The sequence below is a fragment of the Actinophytocola sp. genome (genome assembly GCF_045807065.1).
Lineage (GTDB): Bacteria > Actinomycetota > Actinomycetes > Mycobacteriales > Pseudonocardiaceae > Actinophytocola.
This window is the reverse complement of sequence record NZ_JBJMIE010000109.1, coordinates 1-11,531: the sequence shown is the minus strand read 5'-3', so window position 1 is coordinate 11,531 and position 11,531 is coordinate 1. Positions and strand designations below refer to the sequence as shown.

14 protein-coding genes are annotated in these 11,531 nt (G+C 69.1%); 4 read left to right on the top strand and 10 right to left on the bottom strand.

The window, feature by feature from the left end; all coding sequences use genetic code 11:
* Positions 1-155: 155 nt before the first annotated feature.
* From ACJ73U_RS06480 to ACJ73U_RS06450, 7 genes are all read right to left on the bottom strand, one after another.
* Positions 156-1,337 (bottom strand): hypothetical protein, encoded by a 1,182-nt coding sequence (locus ACJ73U_RS06480; protein ID WP_407776607.1) that lies wholly within the window; start codon positions 1,335-1,337, stop codon positions 156-158.
* Positions 1,338-1,342: 5 nt separating this feature from the next.
* On the bottom strand, positions 1,343-2,512 hold the full coding sequence (locus tag ACJ73U_RS06475) for a serine/threonine-protein kinase (protein WP_407776606.1): 1,170 nt from the start codon (positions 2,510-2,512) through the stop codon (positions 1,343-1,345).
* Entirely contained in the window at positions 2,502-3,464 is a 963-nt protein-coding gene (locus tag ACJ73U_RS06470) for a serine protease (protein ID WP_407776605.1), read from the bottom strand. Before ACJ73U_RS06470 ends, ACJ73U_RS06475 begins: the two co-directional genes overlap by 11 nt.
* A gap of 8 nt (positions 3,465-3,472) precedes the next feature.
* Positions 3,473-3,859, bottom strand: coding sequence for a hypothetical protein (locus ACJ73U_RS06465; protein WP_407776604.1), 387 nt, complete (start codon positions 3,857-3,859; stop codon positions 3,473-3,475).
* Positions 3,860-4,115: 256 nt separating this feature from the next.
* Entirely contained in the window at positions 4,116-4,385 is a 270-nt protein-coding gene (locus ACJ73U_RS06460) for a DUF6510 family protein (protein WP_407776603.1), read from the bottom strand.
* A 1-nt stretch (position 4,386) separates the two neighbouring features.
* Positions 4,387-5,106 carry a ferredoxin reductase gene (locus tag ACJ73U_RS06455; protein WP_407776602.1) on the bottom strand — a complete coding sequence of 240 codons (720 nt, stop codon included), beginning with the start codon at positions 5,104-5,106 and terminating at the stop codon, positions 4,387-4,389.
* Positions 5,099-5,698: a sulfite oxidase-like oxidoreductase gene (locus ACJ73U_RS06450; RefSeq protein WP_407776601.1), complete on the bottom strand. Its 600-nt coding sequence runs from the start codon at positions 5,696-5,698 to the stop codon at positions 5,099-5,101. The genes ACJ73U_RS06455 and ACJ73U_RS06450 overlap by 8 nt, the downstream gene beginning before the upstream one ends.
* Positions 5,699-5,756: 58 nt before the next feature.
* Here ACJ73U_RS06450 and ACJ73U_RS06445 point away from each other — a divergent pair, with 58 nt between their 5' ends.
* On the top strand, positions 5,757-6,353 hold the full coding sequence (locus ACJ73U_RS06445; protein ID WP_407776600.1) for a TetR/AcrR family transcriptional regulator: 597 nt from the start codon (positions 5,757-5,759) through the stop codon (positions 6,351-6,353).
* Here the strand turns inward: ACJ73U_RS06445 and ACJ73U_RS06440 are convergent.
* The 3 genes from ACJ73U_RS06440 to ACJ73U_RS06430 all read right to left on the bottom strand — a co-directional run bounded on the left by ACJ73U_RS06440 (position 6,350) and on the right by ACJ73U_RS06430 (position 8,694).
* Positions 6,350-7,450 carry a Gfo/Idh/MocA family protein gene (locus ACJ73U_RS06440; protein WP_407776599.1) on the bottom strand — a complete coding sequence of 367 codons (1,101 nt, stop codon included), beginning with the start codon at positions 7,448-7,450 and terminating at the stop codon, positions 6,350-6,352. The genes ACJ73U_RS06445 and ACJ73U_RS06440 overlap by 4 nt on opposite strands.
* Positions 7,447-8,181: a sugar phosphate isomerase/epimerase family protein gene (locus ACJ73U_RS06435; protein WP_407776598.1), complete on the bottom strand. Its 735-nt coding sequence runs from the start codon at positions 8,179-8,181 to the stop codon at positions 7,447-7,449. Before ACJ73U_RS06435 ends, ACJ73U_RS06440 begins: the two co-directional genes overlap by 4 nt.
* Before the next feature lie 249 nt (positions 8,182-8,430).
* Entirely contained in the window at positions 8,431-8,694 is a 264-nt protein-coding gene (locus ACJ73U_RS06430; RefSeq protein WP_407776597.1) for a DUF2631 domain-containing protein, read from the bottom strand.
* An 88-nt stretch (positions 8,695-8,782) separates the two neighbouring features.
* Here ACJ73U_RS06430 and dxr point away from each other — a divergent pair, with 88 nt between their 5' ends.
* The 3 genes from dxr to ACJ73U_RS06415 form a co-directional block, all read left to right on the top strand.
* Positions 8,783-9,988 (top strand): 1-deoxy-D-xylulose-5-phosphate reductoisomerase, encoded by a 1,206-nt coding sequence (gene dxr / locus ACJ73U_RS06425; RefSeq protein ID WP_407776596.1) that lies wholly within the window; start codon positions 8,783-8,785, stop codon positions 9,986-9,988.
* A gap of 5 nt (positions 9,989-9,993) precedes the next feature.
* Complete coding sequence (locus ACJ73U_RS06420; protein ID WP_407776595.1) at positions 9,994-11,217, top strand: M50 family metallopeptidase; 1,224 nt, start codon at positions 9,994-9,996, stop codon at positions 11,215-11,217.
* A gap of 74 nt (positions 11,218-11,291) precedes the next feature.
* A partial coding sequence (locus tag ACJ73U_RS06415) for a flavodoxin-dependent (E)-4-hydroxy-3-methylbut-2-enyl-diphosphate synthase (RefSeq protein WP_407776594.1) occupies positions 11,292-11,531 on the top strand: 240 nt, incomplete at its 3' end.

The window sequence follows — 11,531 nt, the reverse complement described above, 5'->3', positions numbered from 1 at the left end:
GTGGCGGCAGTTCGCCGGCGCATGTACCCCCCAAAGCCGGGCCTCCCGAGCATGGCGGGCGCGGATGTGCAGGGTGACCCGGCAGGACCACCGCGGTGCCGAAGTTCGGCAACGTCTGGTTGGACAGCTCTAGGAGCGCCGAGGCGTTGGGCGGTTCAGGCGGAATCATCCGAATAGGGAGAAACGATGTCGCTGCCTTGGGTGACGACGCCATACACGTCGGCAAAGGAAAGCTTTTCGTCCTTTGTGCGGTCCCCTTCGAAGAACAAGACACGATGTTTGAGGTCCATGGTGGATTGCCCGATGATTTTCTGGGCGATGTCGGCCAACGTGCCCTCCGGTACGGCAACGGCACCGAAGGTGCCCTCGCGGAAATCGCCGGAGTGCGGGTCGCGGAGCGTGCCCCAGGTTCCTCTCCTCGGGAGGACTTGCACGAGGTAGGTGTACGTCAGCACACGGGTACCACGGCGAGGCGACGGGTGGTGTTCGTCTTTTCGCACGACGATGATCAGGTAGTCCGTGTCGTTCGCGGTGCCCGCGCGAATGAACATCCGTTCTGAGCGCGCCCAAGCCGCAGACGTAATCGCCATTTCGCGCTCCATCTCGAGGACGAGAGACCGCGCGAGCTCCTCACGGGTGGATTCGTCGCTCATCAGGCCAGGAATGGACCGGCGAATGTGGATGAGGGGCGCATCGTCGGCGATGAGCGGGAGAAACTTGGTGACGGGAACGAGAGCTTCGTCCATCGTCGGAGGGATGAGGCCGTCCCGCGCGACGATGACGCCCTCGATCTCGTTGGGATCCATCGGCGTCACGTCGTGGCATCCGGTAGGGAACACCGGCGTGGTCAGCGTGCCGTTACAGCCGGATGCCGGGCAGGGTTGGTCCGCGAACTCCACCATGTCGACGGGCACGGCATGCGACTGCGCCCGCCCTCGAGCCAAGCAGTCCCTGCACAGCGTGTACCGGCAGTCCTGGCACTGCAGGCCGACAGGGTTGGCCATGGCCATGTCGGTGATGCCACCATGGCGCAGGAGCACGTGATTCGAGTACCAGGCGACATGGCAGGCCGTGCATTCCGTCATGATCGGCGCCAGCAGCGCACACCATCTTTGGACGTCTGGCATCGGTTCGACAGATTCGAGGGTCTCCGTGCGGCTCTGCCCCAAGAACGTGAGGGCCAGGACCAAGGCGTCGGTGCTTTCGGGGTCGTGGCGCAGATGGCGCAGCACCTCGTCCAGGGCGGTGCGGCGTCGACCACTCTTCAGAAGGTCTTCCACCCTCTGCCGTAGCTCCGGAACACGTTCCCACTGCTCCGGCAGTTCGAGTCGCCGCATGGAGATCACCGCCAATCCGGGAGAGCGGCCGCGTCAGCGTGCCGCCCCGCACCTGTCAGTGCGTGCTGGGCTGCCTGACGCGCCGCCGCGAAGAGTTCTCGGGGCAGCGGCTTCGCCAGCAGCCGGTTCAGCCGGTTCACCGCCTCGTCGAAACGGCTGAGCCGGATCAGTACCTGTGCCAACGCGAGCTCTCGATGCCGCTGGTCGTTCTCGGACAGCGGAGTGGCGGCGGCGTGTACTGGCGGCCGCCGCAGACCCCTGGCGAGCATGGTGGCAAGCTCTCGGAACGACCGAGGACGCTCGTCCATGAATTCCAGTAGGCAACTGGACAGCACAATGCTGATGCCTTCGTCGGGCGGTGTGACCGGGATCTGAGTCGGAGCGGGGAACTGGCCCCAGTAGTACAACTCCTCGGTACGACGCGTCGGACCAGAAGAAGCGTAGTAATCGAGGAGCTGTGCGCGCTGAGCGTCTGGTTCTGCTGCCAGCGGGAACGGGTAAGGGAGGTTTCCCGTGCATGCCTGGTAGAGAAGCACCCCGAAGGAGAAGATGTCGGCCCGTATGTCGCACGGCTTCCCCCGAAGCACCTCGGGCGCGGCATACGCCCAGGTAGCTCCCCGGGCCGAGGGAAAGCGTCCCTCTCGGATCCGGACGTGGTGGGCCAGGCCGAAGTCGGCGACCTTGGCGCGACCGGCGTCGTCGACGAGCACGTTCGACGGTTTGAGATCGAGGTGGGCAAGCTCGGTGTCCTCGGACAGCTGAGCCATGCCGTCGCACACCTGCTGTAGGGCTACGGCCAGGTGGCTCGGCAACGACCCGACCTCGTGTTGCCGCCTCAGCAGATCGGCCAGCGTCGAGGGAAGGTACTCGAACACGACTCCTTGCCGGCCGTCGAACTCGACCACGTCGAGTGTGGTGACGATGTGAGGATGCGGTTCGAGGCCCAACAGCATCGCAAGCTCGGTGTCGCCGGTGTGTGCATCGGAAAGCGGAACCTTGATCGCGCGACGTTCTCCTCGCTCGATGTCCTCGGCTATGAGCACCCATGCCTGCCCGCCTCGACGGATCTCCGACACCGACCAGCGACCGGCCAGCACCTCGCCGACAGCCGCGGGCGCGCCCGCCAACCGTTGGGGAGGCTCGTAGGGCTCGTCGGCGGTCAGGTCAGTGTCCAACTCTTGACTCCTCCTCGTCGGCCGACGCCGTTGGTCCCGCGTTCGGGTCGAAGAGATCAGGCGCGGAGAACTCCACCAGCACTGTTCCGCTCGCGACTATCAGGCGATCCTTGTCGCCGACCGGGCAGGAGCCACCCTTCGTGATCTTCAGCTGTCGTGTGGCGCCGGTCAGGATTGCGGCGTGAGTGCCCAGGTGCTGGTAGATGAGTGTGGTGCCAACCAGGGTCAGGTGGCCGTGGAAGCGGCTGTCGCGATGGTCCGACAGGTACACGCGGTTGGCTGAACCGCGGCCGAACGACACGTTGAAGTCGTCTGTCTCCAGGATCAGCTCGGTCGTGTTCCCTCGCACCCACGACAGTCGCAAGGTCCCGTCCACGAAACGGTGGATCGGTTCGTCGAGGCGGAGACGCTCTGGGGCGAGCGCGACGAGATCCGCGGCTCGTGCGAGCAGCACGGTGTCACGATTCCAGCGTTCGGCGTTGAGACGCGCCGAGACGATGCCGATGACACAGCCGGTTCCGGTCAGCAGTACAGGTGCGCCGCTCATGCCGGGTTGGGCGTGCTGGCAGCTCACCTTCACCCATACCCGGCCGTTGTCCGCCGTTTCGCCGACATAGCTGCCGACTCCGGAGTCGTAGTCGCGTGAGGCGGTGAAACCGCGCAGGTGGACCGGTTCCCCCGGCGTGGCGTTCATATGCGAGGCGAGCGTCATCGGCTGCCAACCGTCAGCCTCGCCGATCTGGACGAGCGCCAGGTCGGCGGCGAGATCCGAGGGAAACGAGGTGTCGACCGGCAGCGAAAGGCCGGACATGGTGAGTGGCTCGAAAGTCCAGCTGGCGTCCGGGTGATTCCCAATCACATGAGCGGCGGTGGCGGCGAGCCCATCGGCGGTGACGATGAATGCGGTCCCGACGGCGATCCCGTCGCGTACCAGCCTGCCAATCGCGTCCACGGCGACGCCTAGTCCGCGAAGAGCCGGTTGGCCAGATCGAGCAGAGCATCGCGGCGGGGTCGGTCGTCGGCCGAAAGCCGCTCCGTCGTTCCGTCAGCTCCGGGACCACAGATTGCCTTGACCGCCGCCGCAAGTTTGTGACCGTTGATGGCCGCTGTCTGGTTGGCATCCGCGCGTAACTCGGCGGCATCCGTCCGCGTTTTCAGGTCCGCTACCCGTTGCCTCTGCACCGTTGTGCCGAACAACGCGCCGACGGCGGCAAATGCGACGGCCTCCACCGACCCCAGCACGACGAGCAAGCGTGACCAGGTGACCTCGTCGGCGTCGGCGTCGACGACGAGCCAAATGAGAAACCCGAGCCACACCGCGATGACGGCGACGGCGACGGCTAGCACAGCGCCTGAAAGTGATGAGCCCGACTGCGTTCCGCCGTCCGCGTTGTCAGTGTGCGGCACTGGTTACCCCCATCCTCAGCAACTCCCCATAAGGGCCAGTCCGGATCAATATTGCTCGGCCCGGTCGCTCCCCGACGTCGTGGCACCACCCACGGCCACGACATTACCGCCCGCGCTCAAGATCGCGCTCCTGGTCAGCCGATTCGCCCACGGTCTGCCGCATGCGGGATCCGGCACCGTCGAAGGCTGGGCGGCGTCAGTGAGACAGTTGTTGGCCCAACGGGATGCGGACCGAGCGGGCGCCGCGGAGGTCCAACCAGGCGTCGGTCGGGGTGCGGACCAGGCGGGCGACGACCGACTCGCAGCCGGAGCAGCGGGCCACCACACCCGGGCCGTGGTCATACACGTGCGTCTCCGCGAACGGCGCACCTCTGCCACAGCCGGCGCAGGTGACCACCGCGGTCGTGATGTCCATGCCCAGTGCCTCGGCGAACACGCCGGCCGCGCCGTTGCCGTCTATGTGCATCTCATCCTCCGGTTGGGCCGAAGCGTTCGGTGCGGATGCTCGCCGGGGCCTGGCCGCGGGCCAGCAACAGCTCCGCCACCGACTCGACGAAACCCGTTGGACCGCAGACATAAACGCGCGCGTCGGCGGATGGCGGCAGGTCCTGCGCCGTGATCCTGCCCGCCGGGCGGGACGGGCCGGCGGACCGGGTGTAGACGAGGTGCACCGGCAGGTCCGACGACGACAGCTCCGTCGAGTAGAACACATCCGCCGGGCCGCGGGTCGAGTACACGAGCGTGAACGGCGCCGCACTGCCGGACAGCGACCGGGCGCGGATCATCGCCATCAGGGGGACGATGCCCGCGCCGCCCGCGACCAGCAGCACCGGCTCGGGATCCGTTGTGTGCCAGGTGAACCAGCCGCCGATCGGGCCGCGGACCTCCAGCTCGTCGGTCGGCAGCAGCTCGTCCACCAGGTACGGGGACACCTCGCCGTCCGGTACGCGTTGCACGGTCAGTTCGATCAGTGACCCGGACGGGGGTGCTGCCAACGAGTAGCTGCGTTGCGCGCTGTAACCGTCAGCGGCGGTCAGCCTGACGTCCACGTGCTGGCCCGCCTCGTGGCCCGGCCAGCCGGGCACCTCCAGCACGATCGTCCGCGCGAACGCCGTCTCCGACCGCACCGACCGCACACTCGCCGCCAGCCACGGGCTGCGGCGGCGCCGGACCGCGGTCTCAGTCATCGGTGTAACGCTGCTCGCGCCACGGGTCGCCGTAGTTGTGGTAGCCCAGCGACTCCCAGAAGCCCGGCTCGTCGTCGTTGCGCAGGTCGATGCCCGTCACCCACTTGGCTGATTTCCAGAAGTACAGGTGCGGCACCAGCAGCCGCGCGGGACCGCCGTGTTCGCCGGACAGCTCCTCACCCTCGAAGCGGTACGCGATCCACGCCTTGCCGTCGAGCAGGTCCTCCAGCGGCAGGTTCGTCGTGTAGCCGCCGTACGAGCGGACGTACGCGTAGTCCGCGGCGGTCTCGACGTCGGCGAAGAGCGTGTCCAGCGAGACGCCCTGCCACCGGGTGGCGAGCTTCGACCACCTCGTCACGCAGTGGATGTCGACCGTCGGGCGTTCACTCGGCAGGGCCAACAGTTCCTGCCACGTCCAGGTGTACTTCTCGTTGACCTCGTTGCTGATCGTGAAGCGCCAGCGGTCGAGGTCGATCCTGGGTGTCGGCCCGGCCTGCAGGACCGGGAAGTCCCGCGTCAGGTACTGCCCTGGCGGCAGCTCAGCGGCGGCCGGTTCGCGGCGGCCGTGAAAACCCCTGCTCACAATGCTCATCGCGGCTGACGCTACCCGGACCGGGACGGCGTCACCAATCGCCGCATATGGTTGGCTCGTGCGAGCCGTCGACAGGGGCTACCCCAAGGGCCGGATCCGCCGGGAGGACATCCTCGCAGCGGCGGTCGCCGTTTACGGTGAGGCCGGGTACCACGGGTCGTCGTTGCGGGAGGTGGCCAAGCGTGCCGGCATCACGCACGCCGGCCTCCTCTACTACTTCCCCACCAAGGAGGCCCTGCTCGCGGCCGTCCTGGAGCGCCGGGACGCCGAGGACGCGGTACGCGAACGGCTCAACGCCCCGGCCGGCCGCGAGGTGCTCAAGCACTGGATCGCGCGCGCCGAGTACAACGTCGCCCACCCCGGGATCGTCGAGCTGTACTCGCGGCTCGCGGCCGAGGCGGTCACGCCCGACCACCCCGCGCACGACTACTTCGTGCGCCACTACCGGATCGCCCGGCGCTCCGCGTCCGTGTCGTTCCGCGTCCTGGCCGAACGCGGCGAGCTGCGCCCCGGCGTCGACCCGAACCTCGCCGCGCTGAACTACATGGCCCTGTCGGACGGCCTCCAGATCCAGTGGCTGACGAGCCCCGACGAGGTGGACGTCGTCGGGGCGTTGCGCCAGTACCTCGACAGCGTGCTGATCGAACCCCTCTAGAGCGTCCTGGCGTACGGGTCGAAGGCAGCCGGCAGCGGCGGCGGCACCGCGACCGTGCTGTCCACCAGCACCGGTTCGCCCGAGGTGAGCGAATCGTCGATGGCCAGCATCGCGTCCAGGACGTGGTAGGCCAGCTCACCCGAGGCCCGCTCCGGCACGCCGGCCCGGATGGCGCGTGCCAGCTCCAGCACGCCGGTGCCCCGCGTGGACGTGTGGCCCTCCGCCGGCACCTCGACCAGCTCATCGGACCCGAGCGGGTGCACCAGCGTCCGACCGTCGAACCCGTTCGGGTCGGGCAGGACCGCCGCGCCGAGGGTGCCCGTCAGCTCCAGCAGCACGCGCTGCAGCGCCGAGTCGAAGCTCAGCACCAGCTGCGCCGACCCGCTCCGCTGGAAGTCGATCAGCGCGGTGACCGTGGTCGGCACCGTCACCGGGAACTCGGTGCCGGCACGCGGACCCGAGCCGATGACGCGGGTGTCGCGCGCGCGGCCGCCGGCACCGGTGACGCGGCGGATGGGGCCCAGCAGCTGCACGAGCGCCGTGAGGTAGTACGGCCCCATGTCCAGCAACGGGCCGCCGCCGGCCTGGAACAGGAACTCCGGCGCGGGGTGCCAGCTCTCCGGGCCGGGCGTCTGGAAGATCGCCAGCGCGGTCCGCGGCTCGCCGATCCGGCCCTCGTCGATCGCCCGCCGCGCGGTCTGCAGGCCGGGGCCGAGCACGGTGTCCGGTGCGCTCGCGACCCGCAGGCCCTTCTCCGCCGCGCTGCAGAGGAGCTTGCGGCCGGACTCCCGGTCCAGCGCGAGCGGCTTCTCCGCCCACACGTGCTTGCCGGCGTCCAGTGCCGCGACCCCGACCTCGACGTGTGCGGCCGGGATGGTCAGGTTGACCACCAGCTCGACCTGGTCGTCGGCGAGCAGCTCGGCGACGGTGCCCGCCGCGGGCACGTCGTACTTCGCCGCCTGCGCGGCCGCCCGCGCCAGGTCCAGGTCGGCGACCCGCAGGACCCGCACGTCCGGGAACGCGGTGAGGTTGCGCAGGTACTCGTCGCTGATGACGCCGGCGCCGATCACGCCGACGCCGACCGGCCCCGCGCTCATCGCCGCGGACCCGTGAGGTAGGCGTAGCTCGCGGCCAGTCCGTCGAAGATGTCGCCGTCGTACGCGTCGAACTCGACGACCCGCAAGGCGGCCGGCGCGGCGGCGAGCACCTCGGCGACCGGCACCCGGCCCTGTCCGGCCGGCACCTGTCCGGACGCGTCCCTGGCGAGGTCGCCGTCCTTGATGTGCAGCGCGTGCACCCGCGTGCCCAGCCGGCCGAGCAGGGCCGGCGCGTCGGCCCCGCCCGCCGCCGCCCAGTACGTGTCGACCTCGACCACCAGCTCCGGGTCGAGCTGGTCCACGAACACCTCCAACGCACTGCGCCCGCCGATCGCGTTCGACAGCTCCCACCAGTGGTTGTGGTAGCCCACCGTGATGCCGTGGCCCGCGGCCTTCTTGGCGGCGTCGTTGAGGGCGGCCGCGGTCGCGGCGATGTCCGCCTCGCTCGCCCACTGCTCGGGCGGGGTGAAGGGGTCGATCACGACGCCGACCCCGCAGGCCGACGCCGCGGCGAAGACCTCCTCCTGGTCGACCCCGATCAGCTTGGCGTGCGCGGTGGGCGCGGTCAGCCCGTGGTCGGCGAGCGCGGTGCGCAGGACGTCGGCGTTCTCGGCGAGCCCGTACGGCTCGACCTGCGTGAAGCCGATGCGCGCGAGGCGCGCGAGCGTGTCGGCCGGGTCGGCGGCGAAGGCTTCTCGGACGGAGTAGAGCTGCACGGAAATGGTGCTCATGGCGATCTTTCTCCCCTGAACCGTGGACCGCATGGAAGCGCTCCCATTGAGATTTCTACCATGTGGTAGAAATTGTTGCTAGGCCTCGACGACGAGCGTCGCGGAAGGTGGAGCCGTACCGACCGCGGTTGCTTCTGCGAAGAAAAGAAGGAACGCCAAAAGCCGGCGACGCGGATGCGGCCGGCGAGCGAGCGGGGAAGTCGAACCCGGGCGGCGGGTGTGTACTCCCGCCGCCGAGTCAGCGGTTGGTCAACGACGCCAGGAGGTGCGCTGGCGGACGCGCGTGCCGATGAGCACGATGATCAGCAGCAGGCTGATGCCGAGCAGGTACAGCCGCTCGGTCTGGGCGATGTGGTTGCCGATGAAGGCCATGGCGACGAAGGTGATCACGGTGATCCAGCCGCCGATCTCACGCCCGCGGGGGAAGCGGCCGTGCCAGCCCCACTCCACGGACGGCTCCTCGTGCGGGTCGACCGCGTTCCTCGGCCGCTTCTCCAGCGCTCCGCCTGCCACGTCCCCTCCTCAACACTCAAGCTCGGGCTCATGCTCCCACACGCCCCGGACCGGCGCGGCCGAGGGCACTCGGGAAGAATGTCCCCCGATGACCACACGCACCGTGCTCGTATTGGGCTCAACGGGCTCGGTCGGCGTCCAGGCACTGGACGTCGTCGCGGCCAACCCCGACCGGTTCGACGTCGTCGGCGTGGCCGCCGGGGGCGCCGACCCCGCCGCGCTCGCTGCCCAGGCACTCACCCACCACGTCCGCGCCGTCGCGGTGTCCAGGGCGACCGCCGCGGAGGACGTGCAGCTCGCGCTGTACGCCGAGGCGCAGCGGCGCGGCTACGACCGGGGCGAGTTCGTCCTGCCCCGCGTCTTCGCCGGCCCCGACGCGGTGACCAGGCTCATCGCCGAGACCCCGGCGGACGTGGTCCTGAACGCCATCACCGGCTCCCGGGGCCTGGCACCGACGCTCGCGGGACTCGGCACCGGCGCCACGCTCGCGCTGGCCAACAAGGAGTCGCTGGTCGCCGGCGGCCCGTTGGTGCTCAAGGCCGCCAAGCCGGGCCAGATCGTGCCCGTCGACTCCGAACACTCCGCGATCGCGCAGTGCCTGCGCGGGGGTCACCCGGACGAGGTCGCGCGGCTCGTGCTGACCGCGTCCGGCGGCCCGTTCCGCGGCCGCCGCCGCGAGGACCTCGCCGACGTCGGTGTTAAGGCCGCGATGGCCCACCCGACCTGGGACATGGGCCCGGTCATCACGATCAACTCGGCCACGCTGGTCAACAAGGGGCTCGAGCTGATCGAGGCACACCTGCTGTTCGGGATCCCGTACGACCGCATCGACGTGGTCGTGCACCCGCAGTCGATCATTCACTCGATGGTGACGTTCACGGACGGCTCGACGCTCGCGCAGGCCAGCCCGCCGGACATGCGGCTGCCGATCTCGCTGGCGCTCGGCTGGCCGGACCGGGTGCCCGGCGCGGCGCGCCCGTCGACCTTCGCCGAGCCGGCCGCGTGGACGTTCGAGCCGCTCGACGACGACACGTTCCCGGCCGTACGACTCGCCCGCGCGGCCGGCACGGCGGGCGGGTGCCTGCCCGCCATCTACAACGCCGCGAACGAGGAGGCAGTCACCGCCTTCGCGGAAGGACACACTGCCTTCACCGCGATCGTGGACACTGTCCAACGCGTCCTCGACGACGCGCATGACTGGCGACACGAGCCGGACAGCGTCGAGGAGGTGCTCGCGGCGGAGGAGTGGGCCCGTGCCCACGCCCGCGAGCTGCTCGCCACAGGAAGGGACTGACAAGAGTGCTCGCGTGGTTGCTGGGGGTCGTGCTGTTCGCGCTGGGTATCTGCGCGTCCGTGGCACTGCACGAGGCCGGGCACATGGTCGCCGCCAAGGCCTTCGGCATGAAGGTCCGCCGCTACTTCATCGGCTTCGGCCCGAAGATCTGGTCGTTCCGGCGAGGTGAGACGGAGTACGGGCTCAAGGCCATCCCCGCCGGCGGCTTCTGCGACATCGCCGGCATGACCGCGCTCGACGAGGTGACCCCCGAGGAGGCGCCCCGGGCGATGTGGCGCTTCCCGACGTGGAAGCGCTTCGTGGTGATGGTCGCCGGCTCGGTGACGCACTTCATCCTCGGGTTCATCATCCTGTACCTGATGGCCGCGACGATGGGCCTGCCGAACGTGGCCGGCACGCCGGTCATCAGTGGTACGGACTGCGCGGCCTCGACCCAGGACCCCAAGACCGGCGAGTACGCGGACTGCGGCCCGAGGGACCCCGCCCCCGCCCGCGACGCCGGCCTGCGCTCGGGCGACCAGATCATCAGCATCGACGGCAAGGCCACCCCGACCTGGTCGGACGTGGTGAGCCGGGTGCAGAAGCTGCGCGGCGAGCACGAGTTCGTGGTTCTGCGCGACGGCGCCGAGCGCACCGTCACCATCGACATCCCGACCGTGAAGCGCCTGGCGCCGGACTCGAAGATCGGCGCGTCCGACAACAAGCTCGTCACTGTCGGTGCGATCGGCGTGACCAGCACCCCGATCTACCACTACAACGCGGCCAGCGCGTTCGGCGGCTCGCTCGACTTCACCGGCACGATGTTCGTCCGCGTCTGGCAGGGCCTCATCGCCTTCCCGCAGAAGATCCCGAAGGTCATCCAGGCCATCGGCGGCGGCGAGCGCGACCCGGACACCCCGGTCAGCGTGGTCGGCGCGAGCATCATCGGCGGTGACGCGGTCGAGCAGGGCGTGTGGGAGCTGTTCCTGCTGCTGCTCGCGACGCTGAACTTCTTCGTCGGCGTGTTCAACCTGCTGCCGCTGCTGCCGCTGGACGGCGGGCACATCGCGATCCTGTTCTACGAGAAGATCCGCGACTGGGTCCGCGGGCTGCGCGGCAAGCCGGCCGGTGGTCCGGTCGACTACACCAAGCTGTCCGCGGTCACGATGGTCGTGATCTTCATCGGTGGAGCAGTGGTGTTGCTCACCGTGACCGCCGACATCGTGAATCCCATCCGAATAGGGCAGTAAGGGCACCTGAACAGGTCAGGCAGGTCACACCCGCCTGTCGAGCCGGTCACAAGTTGGTCGGTAGCCTTGTCGGTATGAGCGAAGTGATGCTGGGCATGCCGGCCACGCCTCCCCCTGTGTTGGCGGAGCGGCGTAAGACCAGGCAGTTGATGGTCGGCAGGGTCGGTGTCGGTAGTGGGTTCCCGGTGTCGGTGCAGTCGATGACGACGACGGTGACCGCGGATGTGAATGCGACGTTGCAGCAGATCGCGGAGTTGACTGCGGCGGGGTGTGACATTGTGCGGGTGGCGTGTCCGTCGGCTGATGATGCGGAG

What these genes read in the sequence shown, in the direction of transcription:
- ACJ73U_RS06480 (WP_407776607.1), bottom strand. Translation starts at nt 1,337, where the DNA reads ATGCGGCGACTCGAACTGCCGGAGCAGTGGGAACGTGTTCCGGAGCTA.
- ACJ73U_RS06460 (WP_407776603.1), bottom strand. Translation starts at nt 4,385, where the DNA reads ATGCACATAGACGGCAACGGCGCGGCCGGCGTGTTCGCCGAGGCACTG.
- ACJ73U_RS06455 (WP_407776602.1), bottom strand. Translation starts at nt 5,106, where the DNA reads ATGACTGAGACCGCGGTCCGGCGCCGCCGCAGCCCGTGGCTGGCGGCG.
- ACJ73U_RS06450 (WP_407776601.1), bottom strand. Translation starts at nt 5,698, where the DNA reads ATGAGCATTGTGAGCAGGGGTTTTCACGGCCGCCGCGAACCGGCCGCC.
- ACJ73U_RS06440 (WP_407776599.1), bottom strand. Translation starts at nt 7,450, where the DNA reads ATGAGCGCGGGGCCGGTCGGCGTCGGCGTGATCGGCGCCGGCGTCATC.
- ACJ73U_RS06435 (WP_407776598.1), bottom strand. Translation starts at nt 8,181, where the DNA reads ATGAGCACCATTTCCGTGCAGCTCTACTCCGTCCGAGAAGCCTTCGCC.
- dxr (WP_407776596.1), top strand. Translation starts at nt 8,783, where the DNA reads ATGACCACACGCACCGTGCTCGTATTGGGCTCAACGGGCTCGGTCGGC.